At 47.2% G+C, this 25,066-nt stretch carries 15 protein-coding genes and 1 tRNA gene; 3 read left to right on the top strand and 13 right to left on the bottom strand.

Annotated elements, in window-relative coordinates:
* Positions 1-53 precede the first annotated feature (53 nt).
* Genes Q1V85_RS18450 through Q1V85_RS18435 form a run of 4 tightly spaced genes read right to left on the bottom strand, consistent with a single transcriptional unit; the run spans position 54 to position 3,163 of the window.
* The gene (locus Q1V85_RS18450) at positions 54-380 is read right to left on the bottom strand and encodes an MmcQ/YjbR family DNA-binding protein (RefSeq protein WP_300602036.1); all 327 of its coding nucleotides are present in this window, start codon (positions 378-380) and stop codon (positions 54-56) included.
* A gap of 6 nt (positions 381-386) precedes the next feature.
* On the bottom strand, positions 387-1,109 hold the full coding sequence (locus tag Q1V85_RS18445) for a 3'-5' exonuclease (protein WP_300602035.1): 723 nt from the start codon (positions 1,107-1,109) through the stop codon (positions 387-389).
* Between the two features lies 1 nt (position 1,110).
* Entirely contained in the window at positions 1,111-2,190 is a 1,080-nt protein-coding gene (locus Q1V85_RS18440) for a sugar phosphate nucleotidyltransferase (protein WP_300602034.1), read from the bottom strand.
* A gap of 10 nt (positions 2,191-2,200) precedes the next feature.
* Positions 2,201-3,163, bottom strand: coding sequence for a KpsF/GutQ family sugar-phosphate isomerase (locus Q1V85_RS18435; RefSeq protein WP_300602033.1), 963 nt, complete (start codon positions 3,161-3,163; stop codon positions 2,201-2,203).
* A 187-nt stretch (positions 3,164-3,350) separates the two neighbouring features.
* Here Q1V85_RS18435 and recQ point away from each other — a divergent pair, with 187 nt between their 5' ends.
* The 3 genes from recQ to Q1V85_RS18420 all read left to right on the top strand — a co-directional run bounded on the left by recQ (position 3,351) and on the right by Q1V85_RS18420 (position 7,501).
* Positions 3,351-5,618, top strand: a complete 2,268-nt coding sequence (gene recQ, locus Q1V85_RS18430; RefSeq protein ID WP_300602032.1) for a DNA helicase RecQ — start codon at positions 3,351-3,353, stop codon at positions 5,616-5,618.
* A gap of 129 nt (positions 5,619-5,747) precedes the next feature.
* Positions 5,748-5,820 (top strand) — tRNA-Phe (locus tag Q1V85_RS18425).
* A gap of 265 nt (positions 5,821-6,085) precedes the next feature.
* Positions 6,086-7,501 carry an ATP-binding protein gene (locus Q1V85_RS18420; RefSeq protein WP_300602031.1) on the top strand — a complete coding sequence of 472 codons (1,416 nt, stop codon included), beginning with the start codon at positions 6,086-6,088 and terminating at the stop codon, positions 7,499-7,501.
* Between the two features lie 79 nt (positions 7,502-7,580).
* Here the strand turns inward: Q1V85_RS18420 and Q1V85_RS18415 are convergent, their stop codons facing one another.
* The 9 genes from Q1V85_RS18415 to Q1V85_RS18375 form a co-directional block, all read right to left on the bottom strand.
* Positions 7,581-8,510 (bottom strand): DUF4886 domain-containing protein, encoded by a 930-nt coding sequence (locus tag Q1V85_RS18415; protein ID WP_300602030.1) that lies wholly within the window; start codon positions 8,508-8,510, stop codon positions 7,581-7,583.
* A 10-nt stretch (positions 8,511-8,520) separates the two neighbouring features.
* On the bottom strand, positions 8,521-9,639 hold the full coding sequence (locus tag Q1V85_RS18410; RefSeq protein WP_300602029.1) for a glycoside hydrolase family 88 protein: 1,119 nt from the start codon (positions 9,637-9,639) through the stop codon (positions 8,521-8,523).
* 478 nt (positions 9,640-10,117) lie between these two features.
* Positions 10,118-11,794, bottom strand: coding sequence for a sodium:solute symporter family protein (locus Q1V85_RS18405; RefSeq protein ID WP_300602028.1), 1,677 nt, complete (start codon positions 11,792-11,794; stop codon positions 10,118-10,120).
* A 169-nt stretch (positions 11,795-11,963) separates the two neighbouring features.
* On the bottom strand, positions 11,964-14,249 hold the full coding sequence (locus Q1V85_RS18400; RefSeq protein ID WP_300602027.1) for an FAD-dependent oxidoreductase: 2,286 nt from the start codon (positions 14,247-14,249) through the stop codon (positions 11,964-11,966).
* A 5-nt stretch (positions 14,250-14,254) separates the two neighbouring features.
* Positions 14,255-17,101 (bottom strand): hypothetical protein, encoded by a 2,847-nt coding sequence (locus Q1V85_RS18395; RefSeq protein WP_300602026.1) that lies wholly within the window; start codon positions 17,099-17,101, stop codon positions 14,255-14,257.
* On the bottom strand, positions 17,098-19,080 hold the full coding sequence (locus tag Q1V85_RS18390) for a glycoside hydrolase family 97 protein (protein ID WP_300602025.1): 1,983 nt from the start codon (positions 19,078-19,080) through the stop codon (positions 17,098-17,100). Before Q1V85_RS18390 ends, Q1V85_RS18395 begins: the two co-directional genes overlap by 4 nt.
* Positions 19,081-19,089: 9 nt before the next feature.
* Positions 19,090-20,181, bottom strand: coding sequence for a hypothetical protein (locus tag Q1V85_RS18385; RefSeq protein ID WP_300602024.1), 1,092 nt, complete (start codon positions 20,179-20,181; stop codon positions 19,090-19,092).
* Between the two features lie 50 nt (positions 20,182-20,231).
* Positions 20,232-21,665, bottom strand: coding sequence for an SGNH/GDSL hydrolase family protein (locus Q1V85_RS18380; RefSeq protein WP_300602023.1), 1,434 nt, complete (start codon positions 21,663-21,665; stop codon positions 20,232-20,234).
* Entirely contained in the window at positions 21,658-25,065 is a 3,408-nt protein-coding gene (locus Q1V85_RS18375; protein ID WP_300602022.1) for a hypothetical protein, read from the bottom strand. The genes Q1V85_RS18380 and Q1V85_RS18375 overlap by 8 nt, the downstream gene beginning before the upstream one ends.
* Between the last annotated feature and the right edge of the window lies 1 nt (position 25,066).

The raw sequence follows: 25,066 nt of genomic DNA, 5'->3' as shown, positions 1-25,066 counted from the left end.
TGGCTTTTAAATAGATCGAGGTCTACAAATCTTTAATTCTCTTTATCTTAGCGTTACTTCTTAACTTTTGCCACTAAGTTATACGAATCGGTGATCCATTCTTTTAGCAACCGGTTAGAAACCGATCCATCCACAACAATGGTATTCCAGTGCTTTTTATTCATATGATAGCCCGGCAACACACAGGCATACTGCTCGCGTAGTACTTCGGCTTTTTCGGGATCACATTTTACGTTGAATTGCAGGGGATCATTATCCAGCCCGGTCAGCAGGAATATTTTCCCGTTTACCTTAAAAACAAGGGTTTCAGGCCCAAAGGGGAACCCTTCTTCTACAGATGGTTGTTGCAGACAATATTCCCGTAGCTCTTCAATATTCATACTGTGCTATTTGTATTCAATATGCTGTTCGCTGATCAGCGGCTCGCCGTTCATTCTCAAAAAAATCTGTGCAACCGTAATCACATCTTTCTGGCAATAGGTTACAATGCGTTCAATTTGCTGCTCTTTATAAAAAACATCTGCCACCATGCTTCCATCAATATCGTCCTTTGGTGTTGGTACACCCAGTGCATGGGCCAGCAGGTTCAGGGTGGTATAGCTTTTAAAATCGCCGAATTTCCAAAGCTCCATTGTATCCAGATGACTTACCTCCCAGGGCTTCTTTCCGGCGGTGTTCAAAAGCAAGGGAATGGGAACACCATTGATCAGCATCCTGCGGCACAGGTAAGGAAAGTCAAACTCTTTCCCGTTATGGGCACAAAGATATCTTTGCTCATTTGCGGAAAATTTCTGCAGCATTTCTGAAAAGGCTTGCAGCAACTGCTTTTCATCACTTCCGTAAAAAGACTTCATGATCATTTTCCGCTGGCCCGCTCCGCCCTGAACAATACCGCAGCTAACGCAAACAATCTTTCCAAACTCCGCATAAATACCCGCGCGCTCATATAAACTTTCCGGTGTTTCTTCTTCCCGGTTCCGCATCAGGGTTCCCGCTTTCCGTTCCCACAAATGCTTCCAGGCTTCCGGTACTTCATTAAAAGAAGCGTATTGCGGTACAGTTTCTATGTCCAGGAAAAGAATGGACTGAACGGGATATTGTGAGAGCATGTTATAGATATTTTTCGTCCTTGTTTCGTTTTACATCTGCCACATAATTTTTAATCTCCTGCTCCTGGTCCTTTTTGCAGATCAGCAGTACATCTTCTGTATCCGCCACAATAAAATCTTCGAGCCCCTGCAATACAACCAGCTTTCCGCCGGGCACATGGATCATGCAATTATGCGTATCGTATACCATTACATTCTGGCCCACGACCGCATTGTCAAAATAGTCCTTACTCATGTTTTCAAACGCGCTCTTCCAGGTACCCAGGTCGCTCCAGGTAAACGAAGCCGGTATCACATACACATTCGATGCCTTTTCCATAATGCCGAAATCGATAGAAATATTGGAGCACTGCGCATAGATCTCTTCAATCACCTTCGCCTCATCCGGCGTATTGAACTGCTCCTGGTATGAAGCAAATACTTCGTGAATCTCCGGCAGGTGTTTTTCGAACGCGGCAATGACGTTTTTCACTTTCCAGGTAAAAATGCCCGAGTTCCATAAAAAATCTCCACTCTTCACAAACACTTTTGCCAGTTCCATGTTAGGTTTTTCTGTAAAGGTCTTTACCTTATAAATGCCTGGTGCCGCTTCAATAGTCTCATGCTGTATATAACCATATCCTGTATTGGGGTTCCGGGGTTTGATGCCCAGGGTTACCAGTGCATTAACAGATTCTACAAATCTCAATGCGTTTTCCACAGTATCGTTAAACGCATCATCTTCCAGTATCAGGTTATCAGAGGGCGCGGCGATCATGATCGCCTCCGGATCCTTTTTCTGAATTTTAAACGCAATATAGGCAATACAGGGTGCTGTGTTTTTCCGGAAGGGCTCGGTTACAATATTCGCTACCGGAAGATCCGGTAGTTGATCTGCTACAATATCTTTATATTCTTCAGAAGTCACTACAAAAATATTTTCGGCCGGCACAATTTTGTTATACCGGGTATACGTAGATTGAATCAGCGTTTTACCGGTATTTAGTATATCAAGGAACTGCTTCGGATAGTTCGTCCGGCTTTTGGGCCAGAACCTGCTTCCAATTCCTCCCGCCATTATTGCAACATAACGGTTACTCATAGTTCTTTTTTTAAATCAATCCTTCTTTTAACAAGTCATGTATGTGAATAATCCCCAGGTAACGTTTATCCTCCACAACCGCCAGCTGTGTTATGGAGTTTCTCCGCATCACGTCAAGGGCAGAAACGGCCAGTTCCCCGGGCTCGATCGTTTTCGGGTTGCGTGTCATAATATTATGGGCTACAGTTCCTTCAATATCGGTGTTTTTTTCCAGCATCCGCCGGAGATCTCCGTCAGTTATAATGCCAACCAGCTCTTTTTGTTCATTTACAACCGCTGTAACGCCTAATCTTTTTTGTGTAATTTCAACGATCACTTCCCGGAGCGACTGGTTCTCGTAAACCATGGGCCGCTCATTTCCGGGAAAGACATCTGCCACGCTCAGGTACAGTTTTTTTCCCAATGTTCCCCCCGGATGAAATTTTGCAAAATCATCGTCCTTAAAACCCTTCAGATCCATCAGGCAGGTAGCCAGCGCATCTCCCATCACCATCTGGGCGGTGGTGCTGGAAGTTGGTGCCAGGTTATTCGGACAGGCTTCCTGGTTAACCGTAGTATTTAAAACGAGGTCTGCCTGTTGGGCGAGATAAGAATTTGTGTTTCCTACAATGGCAACCAGTTTATTGCCAAAATTTTTTACCAGGGGTACGAGGGCTTTTATTTCCGGGCTGTATCCACTTTTGCTGAGGATGATCACGACATCAGATTCCTGCACCATCCCCAGGTCTCCATGCAGGGCATCCGCCGCATGCATAAAAATGGAAGGCGTTCCTGTGGAGTTAAATGTAGCCACGATCTTTTGCGCCACCAGGGCACTTTTTCCTATTCCGCTGAAAACCACACGTCCGGTGCAGTTATGAACCAGCAAAACCGCTTGCTTAAAATCATCATTCAATAAAAGCTGTACTTCATTAAGCGCGTCGGCCTCTAATTGGAATGTCTTTCTGGCGCGTTGTAAAATATTGTCACTCATTTATATATCGCCTCGTTAAGAAAACACAAATGTATTATTTATATGGGCACAAAAAACTTTAACCATTAATATTTTAAAAGCAGACCAACCTTAGCTAAATTCGCTACCCGAAAATTTTTTTTTTCTGGATATCCTGCGTATCTTTTAAGGATATTGATCGACTATTAAAATCTTTTATATTACAGAAATGGCAGTGAAAAGCGAAAAGAAGGCTACCAGGAAAAAGGAACCGGTGGCCAACCGCGCAACAAAAACAGATACAAAGACAGATTTACACGGAGAATTACTGAAGAATTTTGGTTTTCAAAAGTTCAAGGGAAAACAGGAAGAGATCATTCATTCCCTCTTATCAGGAAAAGATACATTTGTTATTATGCCAACCGGGGGCGGAAAAAGCCTCTGTTACCAGCTTCCTGCTGTGATCATGGAGGGAGTTGCCATCATTGTTTCACCCCTTATTGCGTTGATGAAGAACCAGGTAGACCTGGTGCGGGGTTATAACAGCAATGATGAAATTGCACACTTTTTAAATTCAACCTTAAATAAAAAGGAAATAAAGGAAGTTCATGATGATCTGTTGTCCGGCAGAACAAAACTGCTGTATGTGGCTCCGGAGACGCTGACCAAGCAGGAAAACCTTGTTTTTTTCAGCGATCTGAACATTTCTTTTTTTGCTGTGGATGAAGCACATTGTATTTCGGAATGGGGCCATGATTTCCGGCCGGAGTACCGGCGTTTGCGGGAGATGATGAACCAGATCAATCCCGATGCTGCAGTTATTGCCTTAACAGCTACTGCTACGCCAAAAGTGCAAAGCGATATCATTAAGAACCTGGGGCTTAAAGATGCCAATGTTTTTATTTCTTCTTTTAACCGGGATAATCTCTACTATGAAATTGCGCCCAAGGTTAATAAGAAACAAACCAATGAAAGCATTGTCCGCTTTATTAAAAGCATGAAGAATAAAAGCGGGATTATTTATACACTTAACCGTAAAACCACCGAAGAGCTGGCCGAAATCCTGATGGCCAATGGCATCAAAGCAGTGGCTTATCATGCCGGTCTGGACAGTAAACTCCGGGCAGAGCGACAGGACCAGTTCTTAAATGAGGATGTACAGGTGATTGTGGCTACGATTGCATTTGGGATGGGGATTGATAAGCCGGATATCCGGTTTGTCATTCACTATAATATTTCCAAGTCTATTGAAAACTATTACCAGGAAACCGGCCGGGCCGGGCGTGACGGACTGGAAGGGAAATGCCTGCTATATTACTCGCATAAGGATGTAAGCAAACTGGAACACCTGATGCGCGATAAACCGCTCAGCGAACGGGAAGTGGGTGCCCAGCTGATTAACGAAACCGTTGCCTATGCCGAAAGCGGGGTTTGCCGCCGGAAAGTGATCCTGAGTTATTTTGGAGAACAGTACGACGTTGAAAACTGTGGCCTGTGCGATAATTGCAAGCATCCAAAAGAACGGATGGAGGCTAAAGACCAGGCCGTATTGGTGCTGAAGGCCCTTAAAGAACTGGATGAGCGCTTTGCAACAGACTATGCCGTAAACATCCTGATCGGGAAACTGACCCCGCAGGTCAAAATGTTCCGGCATGAGGGGCTTGGTGCTTTTGGCAGTGGGAAAGGTCAGGACTTATTATTCTGGAATTCCCTGATCCGGCAGATGCTGCTGGAAGGTTTGCTGAAAAAAGATATTGAAGAATACGGCGTATTAAAAATAACCCCTGCAGGGACTGCCTTTTTAAAGAAGCCCAAATCATTCTCCATTGTGCTTAACAATAAGTTTGAAGAAGCCTGGGATGATGACGAGGCTCCTGGTACGGAAGACGGGGAAGGTGCTGCTACCGATGAGCGGTTATTTGAAATGCTGAAGGAACTGCGGCAGAAAGAGGCGAAGAAAAAAAGCCTGCCCCCGTTTGTGATCTTCCTTGAAAATTCGCTGATGGATATGGCTACCCTGTACCCTACCACCACAGCCGAGCTGGAAAAGTGCCAGGGCGTAAGCAAGGGCAAGGCCATCCGCTATGGGAAACCGTTTGTAGAGCTGATCGCCCGTTATGTGGAGGACAATAACATCCAGAAGCCGGATGATTTTGTAATGAAAAGCGTGGTGAATAAGAGTGGCAATAAGGTGTACATCATTCAGCAAACCGATAAAAAAATTCCGCTGGAAACCATTGCCAAGAATAAAGGCTGGAAGATGAATGAATTGCTGGAAGAGATGGAAACCATCGCCGCCAGCGGTACCAAGCTCAACCTGGGTTATGCCATCGACGAAATGCTGGATGAAGATGAGCAGGATGAGATCATCGAATACTTCAAAAGCTGCGAAACTTCTTCCCTTCAGCTGGCACAGGAGGAGCTGGCCGAATTTGATTTTAACTGGGAACAGCTTAAGATCATGCGGATCAAATTTTTAGCCGAATTCGGAATGTGATATTCCCGTCTGAAGGGCAGAATTGGGCAGCAGAGCTCATAACCGGAAGCATTTTTTTATTTTTTCCGGATATTTTTGACAGTCTGCCCTTGATGCGCTATATTTGCAGCCCGCTAAGGCGGAAAGGATGGTGCGGTAGCTCAGTCGGTAGAGCAAAGGACTGAAAATCCTTGTGTCGCCGGTTCGATCCCGGCCCACACCACAAAAGATCCCGGAATAATTCGGGATCTTTGCTTTTATACAAATCCATGAAATCCAAAAAGAACCTGGAACAATTCAAAAACTTCGCTATCATGATTTATTAGCGTGCTGGTTTCCCCGATGTGTATATAATCAATCTTTACCCTGGATCGTTTGGGTTAATCAACTTGGCTCTAATTATATAAAATTTTAAGATTAAAGCCAATTTATTATTAGTTTTTGGCTTTAACTAATAATTTATTACATTTATAGCCAAATATCCTTTTATGCTTATCGGACGTAACAAGGAACAGCAGCAGCTAAAGAAGATCTGTACATCAGCGCAATCAGCATTTATTGCGGTGTATGGCCGGCGCCGTGTAGGAAAAACCTTTTTAATACGGGAGGTTTTTAATAACCGTTTCGACTTTTATGTTACCGGAATGGCAAATGTAAACACCAAACAACAATTGCTGAATTTTCATCTGGCCCTTAAAAAATACGATCCTACTTCAAAGGAGCATGTTCCGCCCGAAAACTGGCTGATGGCTTTTCAGCAGTTGATCACCCTGCTGGAAATAAAAACCAGTGGTCAAAAGATCCTGTTCCTTGATGAATTACCCTGGCTGGATACGGCACAATCCGGCTTTATGCCCGCACTGGAACATTTCTGGAACTCCTGGGCAAGCGGAAGAAAAGATATCATACTGGTGGTTTGCGGGTCAGCCGCTTCCTGGATGATCAACAAACTCATCCATAACAAAGGCGGACTGCACAACAGGGTTACCCAGCGCATCCGGCTGGATCCCTTCTCCCTGGCCGAATGCGAGGCTTTTTTAAAAAGCCGAAACGCCGTCTTTGACCGGTACCAGATCATACAGTTATACATGAGCATGGGCGGTATTCCCTTTTACCTGAACCAGGTAGATCCGGGCCTCAGCGCCGCACAGAATATTGACCGGATCTGCTTCAGCGAAAACGGGCTACTGGTTACAGAGTTCGATGATCTGTACCGCTCCTTATTTAATAAAGCAGAAAAACACATCCTCATCATAGAAGCGCTGAGCAAAAAAGCAAAAGGGCTTACACGCGATGAGATCATTACGATTACGAAGCTACCCAATGCCGGCAGTACCACCCGCATATTAAAAGAGCTGGAAGAAAGTGGCTTTCTTCGTAAATACAGTCCCTTTGGCAAAAAGGAACGAAACAGTTTGTACCAGTTGTCTGATTTTTATTCTCTTTTTTACCTGCGTTTTATTGTAAACCGGCGGGATGAAAATAACTGGATCAATGGCCTGGACGATCCGAAACACCGGGCCTGGAGCGGCTATGCGTTTGAACAGGTATGCCTGGCACATATAAAAGAGATCAAACAGGCACTCGGCATCAGCGGAGTGCAAACATCGGTTTCTTCCTGGACCGGTGAAGGAGCTCAAATAGATCTTGTAATCGACCGGAAAGACCAGGTGATCAATCTTTGCGAGATGAAATTTTCTCTTAATAATTTTACGATCACAAAAAAATACGCAGGAGACCTGAGAAATAAAATCGCTGCATTCCGCGAAGCAACCGGTACCCGGAAAGCGCTTTATCTAACCCTGATCACTACTTACGGATTGGCGCGGAATGAATACTCCGGAGCCCTGGTTCAGAATGATCTGAACATGGATCTTCTTTTTCATGCTTTTGCAGACCCCTAAGGTGGCAAGGGTTGTGCGGGAACTTCGTCCTCGGCCCATAACAAAGGACAATAAATTCTTATGCGGCTCTTACCCTGGCTTACCGCCGTACTTGTACCTGATCCGTTCCGGATACAACACTGTCTGCAATTACTCTTAATGCTTTTGCAAATCCATCTTCTACAGCATCCGGTTTAAAAACGGTCTGTACCGGAGAAGCGCCAAAAAGGAACTTATACCATACCAGTCCGGCAAGATAGCAACCCGCTTCGCTGGCATGATGCGTATCCAAATCCAACTCCTTCTTTTTATTATAAAAATATCCTACATGCAGGGAATGTGCCTGGTTGGGGAGTTCCGGGGCAACCGCCTGTCCGGGCTTAAAGGCGCTATCCTTTTTAAATGCTGTGCTGCTTTTCTGTTGTGCTGCAAAAAAAGCATCCCCTACGGGAATAAGTGGAAGCCGTAACGCAGCAGCTGTTGTGTGGTAGGCCGCCCGCGATTGCTTCCACATCGCTTCAGCAGAAAGGGCATAACCTCCGCCGGAGTTCTGTGAAAAGGACGGCGCATCGGTGCGGTAGGGCCATGTCTGGTGCAGCACGATCATTGCGGTGGGTTGCAGCCGGTGAATGTATTCCACCAGTTTGCGCGCATAGGGTTTGTAGGTATTGGAGTCTCCGGATAAAATGGAGGCCTGCTGCAATGTAACCACATCCCAGGTTCCGGAACCCAGCAATTCTTTTAATGACTTTCCGTTATACGCTTTTCCTTTCGGATCACCGGCCTCTGCGGCTTCAGCCAGTTCCCAGTGCCGTTGCAATGAACAGCCACCCAGTTCTGCACGACCGATGGAAAGGGTAAAACCACCCTCCCGGGCCAGCTTCGGCAGATATCTTGTGGCGTTCTGCGAAAAACTGTTGCCGATCAGGAATAACCGAACCGTCTTCTTACCCGTTTCCTGAGTATGCCCTGTGCTAAAGCTCGTAAGAAGCAATAGCAGCACTATTATCCGGTGCGCGCTGTTTTTCATTTATTGTTTATTAGTGTTTCAAATAATGATATAATTGAGTGCCGGCCAGCAGGAAGGCGCCTACACCATAAACCTCCGTGCTTTCTGCATTTACCTTGTCTGGGGCAGCTCCAATGCGTTGTACGTAACCCAACATGCCATCCGCATTCACAGATGACACCATAACATCCCATGCGCGCTTTGCTGCAGGCCAATAGGTAGCTTTATCCAGCAGACCATGATTCAATCCCCACAATATCGCATAGCAAAAGAAGCCCGTACCGCTCATTTCCTTTATTGGAAAACTTTCCGGATCCAGCAAGGATGCATGCCAGCTGCCATCCGATTGCTGCAGCGAAACCACTTTTGCAATCATATCTTTATACAATTTTTCAAATCTTGGTTTGTCCGGATAGTTGGCGGGCATATTTTCCAGCATCCGTACCAACCCACCCAATACCCAGCCATTTCCCCGTGACCAGAATGTTTTTTGCCCGTTCTTTTCTTTTTTATTAAAATAGCTTTCATCCCGGAAATAAAGCTGTTCGGAAGGATCGTAAAGAAAATCGGTTGTTTTCCACCAAAGCTTTGCCGCCATATCCAGGTACTTAGGATCCTTTGTTGCTGTAGTGAGGTAAGCCAGCGAAGGAGGACCCATAAACAAGGCATCACACCAGGCCCATTCCCGAAGTTGTATGCTGTTCTTCCAGTTGAGCGGCTCATCATGCGGTTTAGCCAGGATGCTATCCGCCAGCAGGGTAAACGGAGCGATCATCTTTGGGTTTTTATATTTCACCAACAACTGTGCATAGGTTTGTCCCACACAATAATCATCTGCAAAAAAACGGCGGCGGCCCGTATTCCAGCCCAGGTCATTACCAATATTTACCAACGCCTGCAGGTACTTTTTGCCGCCCTTCAACGTTCCCGCGCTGTACAAACCTGTATAACAGGCGCCATTGGTCCAGTCAGCCTTTCCATATTTAAAGCCCTTTGTTTTCCAGTCGGCCAACTGCCAGTCCGCCACGCGGTGCATAATCTTCAATACCTCTTTGGGTTTTGGATCCGCTGCCATTACAGCATGGCTGGTTATTACAAAAAAGGTGACTGCTAAAAAAACAAGCAGGCTTTTAAAAGTAGGGGTTGTCATACTGATGTTTATTGTATCCCCGTAATCGTTAACGGGGGTATGAAAATATGAAAAGTGCCGCAAAACCAGGGCAGAAATACCCGGTGCATAGCGATTTACCCCCTTTCCGGTTCAAAACAGGCCGGAACGATAATGCGTTTGTTTTCTGCGATGGTTATATCTATATGCTGACCATTATTTACACAGATAGCCGCTACGCGGCACAACCAACCCACATAACATTCCGTCTAAATGGGTGTAATGCCTACGGCATATTCACGGAGGATAAAGACAACATATTCGATGTATTTATTGAGGCCAAAGAGCAACATTTTCGGTATACTTGCTGAGGATAAAAGACGTGAAAGAATACCATTATGCATCTTTTCCTCCTTCCATAATCTTTGTCTCGTAGAGACAACCCCTTTGTAGCCGCATAGCGGCCCCCGGGGTTTTGGTGTGCCATAGGTACACCCCCATCAGGCCATATAATACCGCATCAATTACCTTTTCCTCTCTTTGACGCCCGCCAGGGAATAAGGGATCCGGCAAGGATCAGCAACGCAATCGTGCCGACCAATGCACCACCTTTCGAGGTGATCAGTGCCAGTACCAGCATTAGTATGGCCATAAACGCCAGCGAAAAGGCGATCATCTTTAACCCAAAAACGTTTTGCGCTTTTACCAGCCGGGCTTCTTCTTCATCCATTACAGCCGCCTCCTTTTTCTTGTGTTGCCTATACTCCTGGTATTGCAGGTAGTCGGTGCTCACCTGCTTTTTCCGCGCAGCGATCCACTCATAAATGGCCAGAGCAATCAACGGCAATAACACCCCCAGCAACATTTCATTGGCCCTTGATAATTTATAATGATTGATCAACGGAATCACCATTTTAAACAGCAGGTTCACGGCAAGACTCAGTACCGTGATATAGATGGTGGCCTTCCCTGACAGTTTTTTAGAAAACAATGCCCAGATGGGCGGCAGTAACAGAGGTCCGCCGGTAATGGCTCCCACACTCAGTGTAAATTCCACAATACCTCCAATATATGGCACCCCCATGGCGATCAGGATCATAAAAATGCCAAAGAACCAGGAGGAGGCCCGCGCTACAAACATCAGCTTTTTATCGGAGGCCTGCGGGTTGATAGACCCTTTATAAATATCATTGGTAAATACCGCAGAGACCACATTCAGCGCGGTATTCGCAGATGCCGAGGTAGAAAAATACATACCCGTTAACATCAGTCCCAGCAATCCTGCCGGTAATACCTGTTTACAAACCATGATATAGGCATTCTCCGCATCAAGCCCCGACATACCGGGATGGATCACCTGGTAGGCCATCGGTGGTAACATCCAGATAATGGGACTTAGGATATATAGCCCGGCAAATAAATACGCCACTTTTGATGCGCTTTTAGGACTGTCCACACTGGTATACCGCTGCACAAAGGTCCAGTTACCCCCGATATAAAATATATGATAGAGGGCAAACGCAAAAATGAAGCCCCAACTATATTCCCCGTTCACCAGGTTAAAAAAATGATCGGGTGCTTTATCAATAAACTGCTGCACGCCGCCTGTTTCATGAAACACCAGGGGCAGGATGATCAGCACAGCTGCCGTTAATACCACAAACTGCAATATGTCTGTTACCATCACCGCCCAGAGTCCGCCAACCGCGGTATATGAGATCATCAGGATGCCCAGGATCACGGTAACGGGAATCAACGGGTAACCCAGCGAAGCAGACACCAGCTTGGAAACAGAATACAATACAGATCCTTTGATAAATACCGACACAACCGTAAAAATATAGATATAGCTTTTTTGCACTTTGGTGCCCAACCGCATCTTTATGAACTCGGCGGCTGTAAGGTTACCGGTGGCCTTCCATTTGGGCGCCAGGTAAAGCCCCGTTACCAGCGCACCTATGCACATGGTCCATTGTATGGTAACCGCCACCCATCCATGCTGGTAGGCTATCGCGCCCCAGGCAACAAAGGTTCCTGCAGAGAAAAAGCTCATGAACAGCGACAGGCCGCCAATGAACCAGGGAACGGCCTCTCCCCCTGCAAAAAAAGATTTCAGGTTTCTGCCGGTGCGGGAAAAGCTGATCCCTACAAGCAAAATAAAAACAGAAAATACGATCACCACAATTGTATCTGTCATGCTGTAAGATTATTTTTTAGCAATCATGATTATTTTATTTTTATGCGCCCAGTCCTGAAAAGTTTTCGGGACACTACTATGATACATTGTCTGAGCCTGTCCCGCCACAGCGGGATCGCACACTTCAACTGCAGTGCTGCTATGTGCGCCGCTGCCGCTGGTCCGTTTCTTATTCTGCATAACATCTAACGGAGAACAATGCTGCCGGAACATCTGCCGAAGGATGTTTCATCCGGATGACCAGTTGTTTTGTAACAACCGGTTGTTCCAGTACAATTATATTCCGCGTTTGAAAGTTACCCTCTTTTTGATACAGCAGGTTACCCCACTCATCTTCCACCCGGTAATCCTGCACGCAAAACGGCATCGTCGTTTCCGGATGCGTCATCAGTACCGATTCCATCGCATGATCAAAGTCGGTATCAAATGCCAGGTGGATCTTCCGGATCTGTTGCGGCTGGCTCCAGTCAAGAGATACAGACGGATGCGCATCGGCAGGATCCGAGATCCAGGCATTGGGCTGATCGGTTGGACGGTCAATGCCATTGATGAGGTTGTCTGTTCCTGCTGTAAATACCGGTTCCAAAAAATGAAGCGCCAGGTTCTGTCCCTCCGGCCGGCGCTGCGGGCACCAGAACTCAAAGGTATCCACTCCCGATCCTTCCGGAGCCTGTTGCTTTCCGTTATTAGATACCGCTTTGTTGACCCCGTTAAAAACAGACACCAACCCTGTTACCCGCTGAGCAGAACAGGCAATTTCCACATCCTCATTTTTCAAAAAACAAAGAAACAGGTATTGCGGTTGGTCCACTTTTAAACCGGGATCTACTTCAATGATCGATACTCCTTCATCTAAGGAAATGGTTTTCCGTACCAGTACCTGGTCTGGTGTAAACCCGCCAGTCCGACTGCTGAAGCGGATTTCCACGATCAGTTCGGTAGCCCGGGTGGCCTTTACCGGAAGGCGAAACACCGGCAGTACCCCTGTAGCCACCGGTACCAGTTGCGCCGCCGATATATGCAGTGGCTTATACAACAACTGCCCCTGATCAAACCCCGTAAAGTTCAGGGAAGAGCTCGCTGTAATAGTACTGCTGCGTGCCAGGTCTTCTTCATCCCGCAAGGTGTTGCCGGGAATGTACTGACCGGTCTTCATCAGCTCCTTTTGAAGTGTTGCCATATACGCAGCCTCCAGCAGTTCCCGAGGGTCTTTCCCATATCTTTTGCAAAGTGCCGCAGCCACCGCTACCGCCTGACCCGTATACGCGCTGGTAGCCATTACGCGGGTAGCGCCAAAAGCCACATGACTGACGCTGATGATGCGTCCGGCCAAAAAGAGGTTCTTTATATTCCTGCTGTAAAGGCATCGGTACGGGATCTGGAAAAGCCCTTTGCTATGCCATTGGTTGCAGGGAGAACGCTCACTGAATACGCCGTCCGCCGGATGCAGGTCAATCGACCATCCACCGTAAGCCACTGCGTCCGGATGGGTTCGTTGTTCAATCAAATCTTTTTGAGATAAGATATAGTCCCCTTCAAACCGGCGGCTTTCCCGTTTGCCCGGGATCATGCCCACCCATTCCAGCGTATAGGTTGCCGCTTCCGGGAACTCCCCCGAATTTTTAATATAATCCCACACACCATAGATCACCTTCCACAGTTCCCATTTGATCTGCTCCGTATCATGCACCGTATCTAACCTTCCGCCGTGCTCCACCCACCAGAGTTTACAGCCATGCTCTTTTGCATTGAAACTTTTATACCGCGGAATTTCTTTTTGTACGTCCATTGCAAAGGAAGGCGCGTGGAATGTTACCGGCTTACCGGTATCCTTTGTATAAAAATAGAGCGAATGCCCCAGCAACTCCCCGTAACTGATATCCGGAGCCATCTGCTCATGGAACTCCTCCCGGGTTTCTGCACCCATACGGAATGCCGCGCCTGAAAGAAAGCCCACAATTCCATCACCAGAGGCATCGCAAAACAGGGGCGCTTTTAATTCATATTCGGTGGCGTTCTGACTGCAAAAAGCCTTTAGCCCGGAGATACGATCTACATCGGCTTTGATCACATCATACACGGCGGTATTCAACAGCAATGTAATATTCGGTTCCTGCTTTACTTTATCCAGCAGGATCATATCAAGAATAACAGGGTTGCCTTCCGGATTCCGATACGTATTTTCTACCAGTATTTCATCGATCAGTCCGCCTTCCCGGCTCCACCGGTTGTTATTGCCCATATGTGAAGTAGCCCCCAGGATCCACAGCCGCACTTCGCTGGATGCATTGCCTCCCAATACCGGGCGGTCCTGTACCAGCAGCACTTCCAATCCCTGCCGGGCCGCCGTTATCGCCCCGCATACGCCCGACATACCGCCTCCTACAATCACCAGATCTTTTTCAATAATCTCTTTTTTAAGATCCCGTTTCGTTTCTGCGTCTTTAATGATCATGCTATCTATTTTTCACGTTGATTGATATTGTCATTTATTCCCAGTTCATATTCCCTTGTATGAACGGCCTTCCCATCCACATCCGTCAGCACCAACGAAAACACGATGGGTTGCTGAAGATCCGCCGTTACTGTAAATTCAAATGGATACCAGGCTTTGTTAACTGTTATCGGTTTTGATTTTCCTACGCGATACTGAAGCTGGACATGGCTCCATTTATTATCATCGTCTTCCAGGTAAACAAACAACCGGCGGCCATAGCCTCCCAGTTTAAACAACATTGCTTTTGTATGACCCTCAGGTATGGAAAGATAATCGCGGCTTTTATCCGGGACCTGTTTTAGTAACCGGTCCTGGAATGTTGATTGAAGCTCCGCGCCCTTCAATACAACAGCAGTCTGACCATTGGCGGGAACCGTTACCGTGAAACTGCTATCGTTTAATAATTGCCGGTTCTTTTCTTTACCATATACTATCAATGCTGCATTCGGAGCAAACCTAGCCCAGGCAGGGTTTACCATAACCGTTGTTTGAATGGGCTGTGCGGATTGATTGGCAAAGGCAATAAACAAAGAATCCGCTTTTCGCGCAGCAATATAATTTAACCCGATATCGCCAATCCTTAACAAGCGTGCCGGCATCCAGAGCTGCACCTGGTCCGAACTCATAAAACGCCCCTTTTTGTGCCCGTAAAATTTATTCTGCAAATAGGCATACCCTTCGATGTAATCACTGGGAAAGCTGATCTTTCCGCCGCTTTTAACATAAGCATCCGAAACCAGGTAATCCATAAAAAAAGAGGCCATCGGAAGAATATGGTTGTAATGAAAAGAGTTTACGCTTTGCTCCTTATGTTCATGCAACGGAAAGTCCGGCTTTTCATAAGCAGTAGTCCGCTCCGTATTCATATGATACCCGGGAAAGCTGGCGGAACGCCCCACCAGCGCCGCTTTTGCTATCTGGATCAGGAAATCGTCTTTTGTATAATACCCGATGCGCAGCATCCAGGGTGCAAAGGTTGACATAAAGATTCCGCGATGCCCGGCTGCGGTTCCTGAAGACTCAGGCGTAAGCCCCACTTCCGATACCCGCCAGGCCGGAACTTTTTCTTCCGGATAATACATTTGCTGATGTCCTTTCGATTTCAGGTACCAGTACATCGGCGCCTTGCCTCCTTTGTTTACCGTGATTAAGCTATCGGGCATCGCCGGTGCCATCCAGGTAAACAAAGCATAATGCCGGGCACCGTCATGCGCCGCTTTTAAATAACGTTCCTCTCTAGTCAGTTCGTACAGTTCCAACAAGGCCGACCAGTTATTGGTGAATGTAGGCCAGAAAAAATGCGTGCTGATCATCGGATCCCCAAAAGCCTCCATGCGTTTCTCTACCCGTTTTTCCAGGTAGTCATCCGCCATTTTCCGGCTCATATTTAGATAGGCCGTATCTCCGGTCATTTTAAACAGGAACAGGGCATTGATCCAGTTGGCCCCTTTTTCTTCCACATCCAGGTTGCGCACCCTTGTTTTTGTAAATTCCTTTTTTGCCAGCGTGGTATATAAATCATCATTCCCGGGAAATACACTGTGCAGTACCCCCAACTCGGATAGCGGGGCAATGGGTCCTTTGAGTTTACGGGAGGGGGATTGTATCTTTTGTGTACTATCCAGACTGAATAAAAATTTCTCACGCGATAGCATGAATTCCATCAATGGATACGCCCGTTTTTCAAACAGTTCCTTATCATCTCTTATGATGGCCAGTTCCAGCGGATTGAGACTGGATACATTTTTTACCGCACCCGGAACATCGGTTGAATAGGCAAATCCCTTCAGGCTGTCTACAAACCAGGCATAGTGCGTTTTGGCGTAGTCGATAAGATTGTCCAGCGTTGTATTCATCGATACGGTTGCATTGGTGCGGTAATCCCGGAATCCGAAAATATTCCTGGCGATCTCCTCATAGGTATCCGTGATCGTGTGCGGGATAACCAAAAGATAAAAAGAAAAACTAAATGAAGTCCCTGCCTTCATAAAAGAATGCAATCCGCCGGGCAGGGGTGCAAAAACCTGGGGCTGCAATTGTCCTTTGGGGTTTAACAGCGCGATTCCAAACTGGCTGTTGTCCAGTAATGGCAATGGTTGAAAAGGAAGATACCGCGGATGAGCCAACACACCCAGTGAATTTACGCCGTCATTTACCAAGGTTGTAGGTTCGGTGGCCATAAACGCCGGCGTAAGATAGGGTTGGTCCGGGGTACGCTTCTCTGTCCAGATCAGCGGCTGCCAGGACTCTTTGGAATGCTGTTTTGCAAAGGAGGGAGCTCCGGTATATCCAACACTGTAATACCCGTCTTTTTTGGGGGTCAGTAAAAATCCAACAGAAGGATAGGGTGCTGCATGCTTCACCAGCCAGGCCTGCAATGAAAACCCTTCCTGGTCTGCAAAATGAAAATATACCGTATCTCCCTTTTCCCGGATCCTGTCTGCTTTTATGGTTAAGGACCGGCCAGCATGATAAATATTGGCCGTTCTTTCCTCTTTTTTGCCGCGCAGGATCTTGTCATCAAACCCATCTCCGGCAACGGATTCATTAACGCGTTGTTGCCGGTAATCGGCTTTTGAAGCCTCCGTTTTCCAGGTGGGCACATTATAAGGCACCTTATCAATCCCGGCGGGCTTAAGGGCCAGTACCGGATCCGTTTCGCTGTACAAGACCGTAAATTCAGGTAAAAACGGATAGGTCTTTCCACCGGAACGCACCAGGATCTGGTTACCACTCAGCCTCACTTGTGCGGCAACCGGAAAGATGCCGGTGATGATGATCAAAAAAGTTATATGTATCCGTTTCGTCATTTATGCTTCTTTAAGCTTCTGCTGTTTTTTACTCCCGGTTTTGCTTGCAGGTAAAGCACCATCCCGCCGGAAGGTTGCAGTGTGATCGTGATTTTTTCCCTCTGTTCCGGATGTATTGCCTTACGGGAAAAACCATCGTCCTGATCATTGATAAGCGTTCCGTTGTATGCTGACAGATCCCTGATAAACGAAAGCTCCAGCGTTTGTGTAATGGCATGCTCCTGCCCGTTCACAGCCGCCACATACCAGTCCTTTCCGCTTCTTTTGGCGATGATGGCTAACTCCCCGATCCGGCTTCCGGGCAAAACCACCCGCTCATCCCAGGTAACCGGCAGCTTCCGGAGCAATGGCAATATGGGTTTAAAACGGGGATCATTTAAAAGTGTAAGCGGGTTTTCCGCAATGCATTGAAACGGCGATTCCATCAGGTACAGCAATGCCAGCTGATGGGCATTAGTAGTAGGTCCCCGTTTTGAAAACAGTCCCGGGGTATAATCGCCCGGTCCGGTTATGAACCGGGTAAAGGGCAAAGCGGCATTATGACTTGCCGGTAACGGCTCATTCATGATGTTCAGTTCCATTCCCCGGATGCCTTCCCTTGTTAATTCATTCGGATAGGTACGGTATTCCCCCGTGGAGGTCTGACATCCGTGAAAATTCACCATCAGTTTTCTTTTGGCAGCCGCTTTTAAAAATGCGATTTCAAAATCAATCAGCGCTTTGGCTTCGCTGTTCATAAAATCGATCTTGATTCCCGCTACGCCCAATTCCTGCAAGGTATCCAGGAACGCGTTCCGGTAATTGCTGTCCCTTAAAAATTTGGAATCCTTCCATACCCATACGTCCACCTTTTTTGTTTTTCCAAAATCGATCAGTTCTTTTAAAACTGGCCATTTATTGCTCCATTTTTGTTCCCATCCATCATCGATCAGCGTATATTCAAATCCCAGTTCCGCAGCAGCGGTGATCAGCTCTTTTTCAAACCCGGGATCCAGGTATCGGTCGTCTTTGGTGATCCAGCTCCATACGGCCCTGCCCGGTCTTATATAGCTGCGTTCTTTATATAATTCCGGATCGGGAGGCGGATTCAGGCAGGCAATCACCGGATGATTCACCAGCTCATCCAGATCTTTTGCAAGACCGATCACCCGCCAGGGTGTAAAGGACGGGAGTGCCGCCTGCACATCGAACCCTTCCGCTTCCTCTGTAAAATCTACCGAAAGGGTATTCCGCTCTGCCCTCAACCGCATGCCGCTATAACCCTGTAACGCCGCTTCGGTAATAAAGAGATAGCTTTTGTCCGTTAACTGCAGCACCACCGGTTTGCCCTGCACCGGACCGCCGGGGGAAATTTTGTCCAGACTATCGGACCGGGTCTGCATCCACAAACCAGCATAGGATTTCAGCTTCCAGCTATTGGTACGCTCAAAAAACCAAGCGCGTTCATCGCCATTCAAAACAAAGCGGGTTTGCTCTCCGGTAATATGTACTTTCCCTGGAGGCAGTTGATAGCGGAAGGCACAACCGTTATCAAAAACCGCAAATTCAATTAGCGATTGTCCCACACGAACCGCATATTTTTTATAGCCCACCCGGAGGGGCGCATTATTATTTTTGAGCAACTGGAGCGTCTCTTTTACATCACCGGTTTTAACCAGATTCAATGGATTGGCCGTTTCTATTAACGGCTTTCCGGAAATATCAAGGCCAAGGAGCGACGGTTGTATCAGCGTACCTCCATTTTTTGATACCGAATAAAAGGTCCCCTGGTTATTTTTAATTACCCGAACAGATACTGCTCCTGAAGGACTTTTGAGCACCAGGGGTTGTGCACTGCATTGCCCGGTAAACGGTGCCGGAAGCAACAGGAGCAGCTGCGGTAGGGCGATCAAGGCAATACGGCGAATATGAAAAGTAGCGGCGGCGTATAACAAGCTGCCACTTTTCAGACCGGGTGATATGTTACATCTTTGCGTCACTCGTTCTTTTTATAATTGCTGAAACGTGATCGTACGGGACGCCAGGGTTCTTCTGCCATCCGGCCGGAAACTATAGGCATAATATAACTGGATCACCTGTCCGCCTTCAACGCTGCTGGTTCCAATGATCGATGGATACCAGGCCTTGGGACCATCTTCCAGCAATAACTTCGGGGTTTCCCAGGTTTCGGCATTGGCACTGGCAGATATGTACAATTTGCCATCCCACCCATGCCAGATCATCACAAACTTGTTCAGATAGGTATTCCAGTGAACAGAAGGATTTGACCCCGGGTTCATACTCAGCGGTGCGATGGCTGTTTGCTTGCCGCCCAGACCCGGTTCTGAAAATGCATTATTGTACCATTTCTTCCAGGAACCCACATAACCATTGGGATCCGTTGAAGAAGCCATACAGAGGGCGGTGACACCGGTAGCTGGTGTATAATAACAATAATATTTGTTGTTTAAATGATTATAAATAACCGCCCCGTCTCCCAATCCTGACCAGCGGGGTGTATCGGGCTTGTTTAACTCATGCTTCAGGATCTGGTAAGGCGCGCCCCAGGATCTGCCACTATCGCTTGAATAGGCAACGCCAATAGATTTGTAGGCATACCAGCCCTGTGTATTGCGAGGATACCAGTGCGTTTCAGCATGGAAAAAGCCGGCCAACCGGCCATCATTTAATTGCCGCACACCAATAAACCACATGCCACCGTCATTAAACCCGTTAGATGTTCCGTTATTGGGCTGGTTACCCCCGAATACGGGCGTTGCAGGATCCAGGTGATTTAAATGATCCTGCAACAAGGGGGAGCTGGCAACGGTTCTGTAATTGCGGTACCGGCCCCAAAAACCATAGTACTGGTTGCCCAGTTTTAATACAGATACGGCACCATCGGTATAATAGCCGCTGTCGCCCGGCGGAAAGCCGCTCTGGGACAGGGTTGAACGTTCTCCCAGCGTAAAACTCCATTCGCCGGTGAGCATTGTTTTTTGTAGTTTAAGTTCGTTTGCAACAGGACGGTCCTGTTTACTACAGGAACTCCAGGAACAAAGGAGTTGAATGCTGAATACAATAAATGAAAGTCTGATCATATGACGTGTTTTTAGCGGTGAAAAAGGGTTTACAAGAAATAATTATTGCGTTATTGTTGATAAGTGCCGGTTTCTTTAACTATTTTTCCTCTTATTAAGATCCGTCCCTGGTAAATGACCGACCGGTCGTATTTCTCCGGATGTTGTTGCAGATCCTCCCGCTTATCTTCCGGAAGGATCTGCAGCTTATCTGCTTTCTTTGAAGAAACGGTAACGGTTACCTCATGTACCCCAGGCTCCAGTTTAACCACATCAAACTGCCCGCGGTAGCGGTTATTACAATAGGCGTTGAAGCGGTTCAGCACATTTTCTGATGCCGTATCGTTCGCCTGGTAATAAATAAAACTACCTTGCTTACTCCTGCTCAGCTTTATGGGTTTGCCATCCACCATAAACTCCAGTTGTCCCACTTCCGGGCCGCCAATATCAAAGATGCCAAACAGATCACCCCTGAAACGAAACCGGAAAGCCGCGCCGGGTTTATCGGCCGTAAAAACCGTTGCAAACCAGGGATTGAATTTTCTTAATGCCGGGTCCTGCTCCGTTGAATGGGACAACCAGCCATTGGCTGCTTCGGCCACAACAGAAGGCTGAACCATTGTGGCTTCATCCCAGGCAGCCGTAATCACCGGTGGCGGGAGTTGTTTCTTTTTTACCTGAACAGGCTTTTTCATTTTTTGAAACGCCCTTGCAATGGCTGCGGCATACAGGTTTCCTCCTGCTGTGGCCGGATGAATGCCATCTTCTGAGAATAGAATCTTACCCGGATTGGCGCCCGGGCTTCCCTTCCAGATCAGTTTTCCCGCAGCTTCCATGCTGGCTGCTTCCATACCCAAATGAATAGCAGGTAATCCATAATGGGCCGCAACCCGCTCCAGTCCCTGGATATTTGGGGGCAGTTCATTTTTTTGGTAGAACGCTGTCTGCCCATTTTGTATCGTGTATAACAAGCAGATATCTGTTGACGGATCTGCTTTTATGGTTTGCCGAATCATGCCCTCCATGGCATCGGGGTAAGCCCCGTTTACAGCAAACTCAATAAAGATCAGGTCGGGTTTATGTTGCAATACCTGTTCTTTGATCCGGAATGCGCCCAGGTCTGTTCCGGTGCCGGACACGCCGGCATTGATCCATTTAAACCGGGCCGATGGATATAACTGTTCCAGGTACCGGGCCGTCTGCAACCGGTAGCAAAGATTGGCCTGGGTAATGCTGCCACCGATAAACGCCACTACGATTTCTTTTCCCTGTTTTATTTTTTCAAAAAAATCCGGAAGACCCGCACGTACCTGGCATTCCTGCTCATTGTGAAAACGTCCCGGATCCACTGCAGGCACACCAGCCGCTGTGGCATCAAAATAAAGCGGTGAAGCATCGGCTTGTGATGCCGCTATTTTGTCGTTATCAGTTCCCGACTGACAAAAGCTGGTCACCGGTATCCAGAGCAACCCCAGTATCGCTGTTTTTAAAATCTGCTTATTCATTTCCATTAAGTACGATTTTTTTGGATATCGTTTTTCCTTCGGCACTTTTGAAATCAAGTTCTATTGCAGCGTTTTCTCCCATACCAATTTTAGTAAAGCTCCACTCATAAGGATACTGTTTTACTTCCTTTGTTTGCTTATTACAGGTAACGATTACCGAATACCCATTCAATGGTGCCGTTTCTGCAAATCCATAAAAGCTATCCCAGCCAAAAGGAGACCGGATGCGGAACAGGAATACACTTCCCCAGGGTTTACCCAGATCAATGATCTTCATTCCTTCTTTCAGCGGCGATTGTTTTTTTATTGGCACAACTGCATTCAGGGGAATGGCAACCGCGCTGAATCCTTTTGCAGGCACCGGTACATTAACTCCTGCATTCTTTATAGCAACCGTTGCAGACCGGCCATCGTTGGCATAGCAAAGCGCCGCCCCTTCCTGTTTTGTACCCACATCTTTGCTCCATTTTATGCTTACGGTTTTTGCCTGGTCTGCTTCCGATGAAAGCAGGATCCAGAAATTTTTATCGGAAACCGCGGTTACATAATTGATCTCCGGGTTTTGAATCTGTACCCAGTCCTTATGCATACGCAGCACAGCCTTTGTATCTCCGAAAATAGTTCCGGGCTCCCCGCCATACACCCGGTTATTAAACCACACAAAGCCTTCCTGTTTGCTGTACGGAAATTGAATGTTGCCATTGGATCGCTGTATGGCTTCTGTGATCAGATAGTCCAGGCTGAACGCAATGTGCGGCGGTATATGGTGATAATAAATGGAACTTACATCCGGTCCCTTGTAGGGAAAGTCTGCCGACATGGGCACATCGGTGAAGCCGGTACCATAATATCCCGGGTAATTGGCATACCGGCCAATAACGGCATTCCGCGCATAGATCTCATAAATGGGTTGGTGTGCATACTGAAACAAACGCAGCAGGTGTGGCGCCCAACTGCTCATAAATACCGGGTGCACGGTTTGTCCTTTTACCCGTGTAAAATAAGTACTCGGTTGCTCCAGTCCCAGCCCTACCGGGGATACCAGCCATTCCGGGACCTTCTTTTCCTGTACATCATCTTTTTTTCTCGGGAAGCCTAACCGGTATGGCTGGTTTCCTTTCCACCAGATATGCGTAATGCCCTCATAACGGTTTCCTGGATGGATGGTTTGCAACTGATCTTCTACCCTGGGATAACTACGTATGCCGGCAATGGTAAAATATCCCCCATAGGCTGCAGCCTTCAGGTATGTTGCATCCTTAGTGGTTTCATACAGATCCAGCAGATCCCACCAGGGGGCATAAAAACTGGCATTATAAAAGGGGATATGACTCAGCAGCTTATTGGAGTTTGAATAGATTTTATCCTGTATAAAAAAGTCTGCATCCCTGCGTGCCCGTTGCAACCATTTTGCCTGTCCTGTCATTTGGTAGGCCCAAAGCGCCTGGTTCCAGGAATGAAAGTCGGTAGAGTATCCTTTTGCTGCCCGGAGGCTATCACCCGGCAACGCAATATGCATCAGCCAGGGATTCAATCCGCCCAGTATCCGGTTCAGTCCTGCATAATAGGACGTGGTAAATTGTGAAGTAAGGGGATTCAGTTCTAATGTTTTCCGGGTATTGTTGAATGCTGTGGGAACAATGTCGGTTGCCCAGCGGTATCCGCTCCGCGAAAGGGTATACTCTATCGTAGGCAGTGAGCGGCTCAGGTAGTATTGTTCATCATTTTGTAAAACGGAAAGAGCCACATTTACCAGCGGTGTAGCATTCACCACGGTTGGTGCCGTTTTGGGATCACCTTCAATATCATAAAACCCTTTTAGTTCCTTTGCCCATCCGCCGGCCGAATCATTTTTCGTTAATTCAATCATGTTAAACACGGCGTCTGTAAGCGAAGCTTGCTGTTGTTTCCTGTAATCATGCACCTGGAAGATATTTCCGGATGCATATGCCAGTGCCGAATCCCAGTTACCCGGAACCAGGCCGATCATAAACCGGCGGTCGATCAGTTGCCCCGCTTCATATTTTGAATCCTTCATTCCCAAAACGGGCGCAAACATTACCGGCTGTACCTGGTTCTGATGATTTTTTAATGTAAACCCGGCGGGCGCATCGTCTACAGAGCCCCAGTCTTTTTTAAGTGTTTCCGGATCCACAGCTACGTAGCTTGAAACCGGCCCCAGGCTTGTCTTTGCGGCAACGATCGCAATGGGTTGCTGCATCATTGAGGTAACCATCATTTGCGGACCGTCGGATACCCGCTTGTATTGAAACATCGGTGCCATCAATACATTTTCCAGTTCCGGGTCTGCAATCGGTTGAAAAGCCGCCACACCCATACTGTAATATCCCGGCTGCGCCGTTTTGCAAACCAGACGTAATTCAATATGCTGTTGTCCCGAAGGAAGCGACCAAAAACCGGTAATGGCAGAACCATTCCGGGTAACATAATGCACTTCGATGGTTTGTTTATCAACAGCATTTACGCTTACAGGAATGGCTTCGCTCAGGTTGCCCGATTGAAAGGGATTGAACTCATCCCCTGGTTTTTGTACAATGTATTTTTGATCATCAAAAACAAAATACGCTCCGGGGTTCTTATTATCCCAGGTAGGATAGTATTTGTTGAACTGGATAGCTGTTGCATATGCCGTTATCAAAAATACTTTATGGTCTTCCATGCCACCTCCGGCCTGTTTCCATTGCCCCTGTTCCCTGATCTCCGTTTTACAGGCGATCGCTCTTTGATCCGCACCGGCTTTTACAAATTGCAGACGGACATTTTCATTTTCAATACCGGCTATTATTTTGTCCGTATTGCTTAACCGCAACAACGGCGCTGTGTTCTTCTTTTCCTCCGCAATTACTGACTGTTCCACCGGAAGTTTTTTCCAGGATAGCAGGGTCTTTGTATCTGTTTTGTTGGGATCAAGGGTGCTGTCCTGGATCAACAGGATGGCATCGCAGCGGCCATAATTAAAATTGTGAAGACGCAATAATATTTCCGCCTGTTTAAGATCTGCAGTGCCCAGCCGTTCCCAAAAGTATCCGGGCATTCCATGACCTCCGGCCTTCTTCAATGCGGCGTTGCCAATAGAAAGCTGGAATAAGCGGGTACGGGGATAGGTATCAAAATCCGGCGTACGGATCCAGACCGCATAGCTTCCGGGTTGCTCAATTTTTAATACGGTTAACGCATCGGATGTTGGATCCTGCCCGCCCTCTAAAAACCGTAAAATAGTGCCACTGATGCTTTCTTTGGCAGGTTCGGTAAACCACTTGCCCTTAAATTGAAAATCGGAACCCAACAGCAGGTACTTGCCAGACTGTGTAAAAGCATTTCCACAACAGATTAACAAGAGAAACACAAGCACCAGTCTTATTGTGATGATTGGGCGCATG

The organism is Niabella sp., from assembly GCF_030150205.1.
Lineage (GTDB): Bacteria > Bacteroidota > Bacteroidia > Chitinophagales > Chitinophagaceae > Niabella.
The sequence above is the reverse complement of the archived record's forward strand: the minus strand, read 5'-3'. Positions and strand labels throughout refer to the sequence as shown.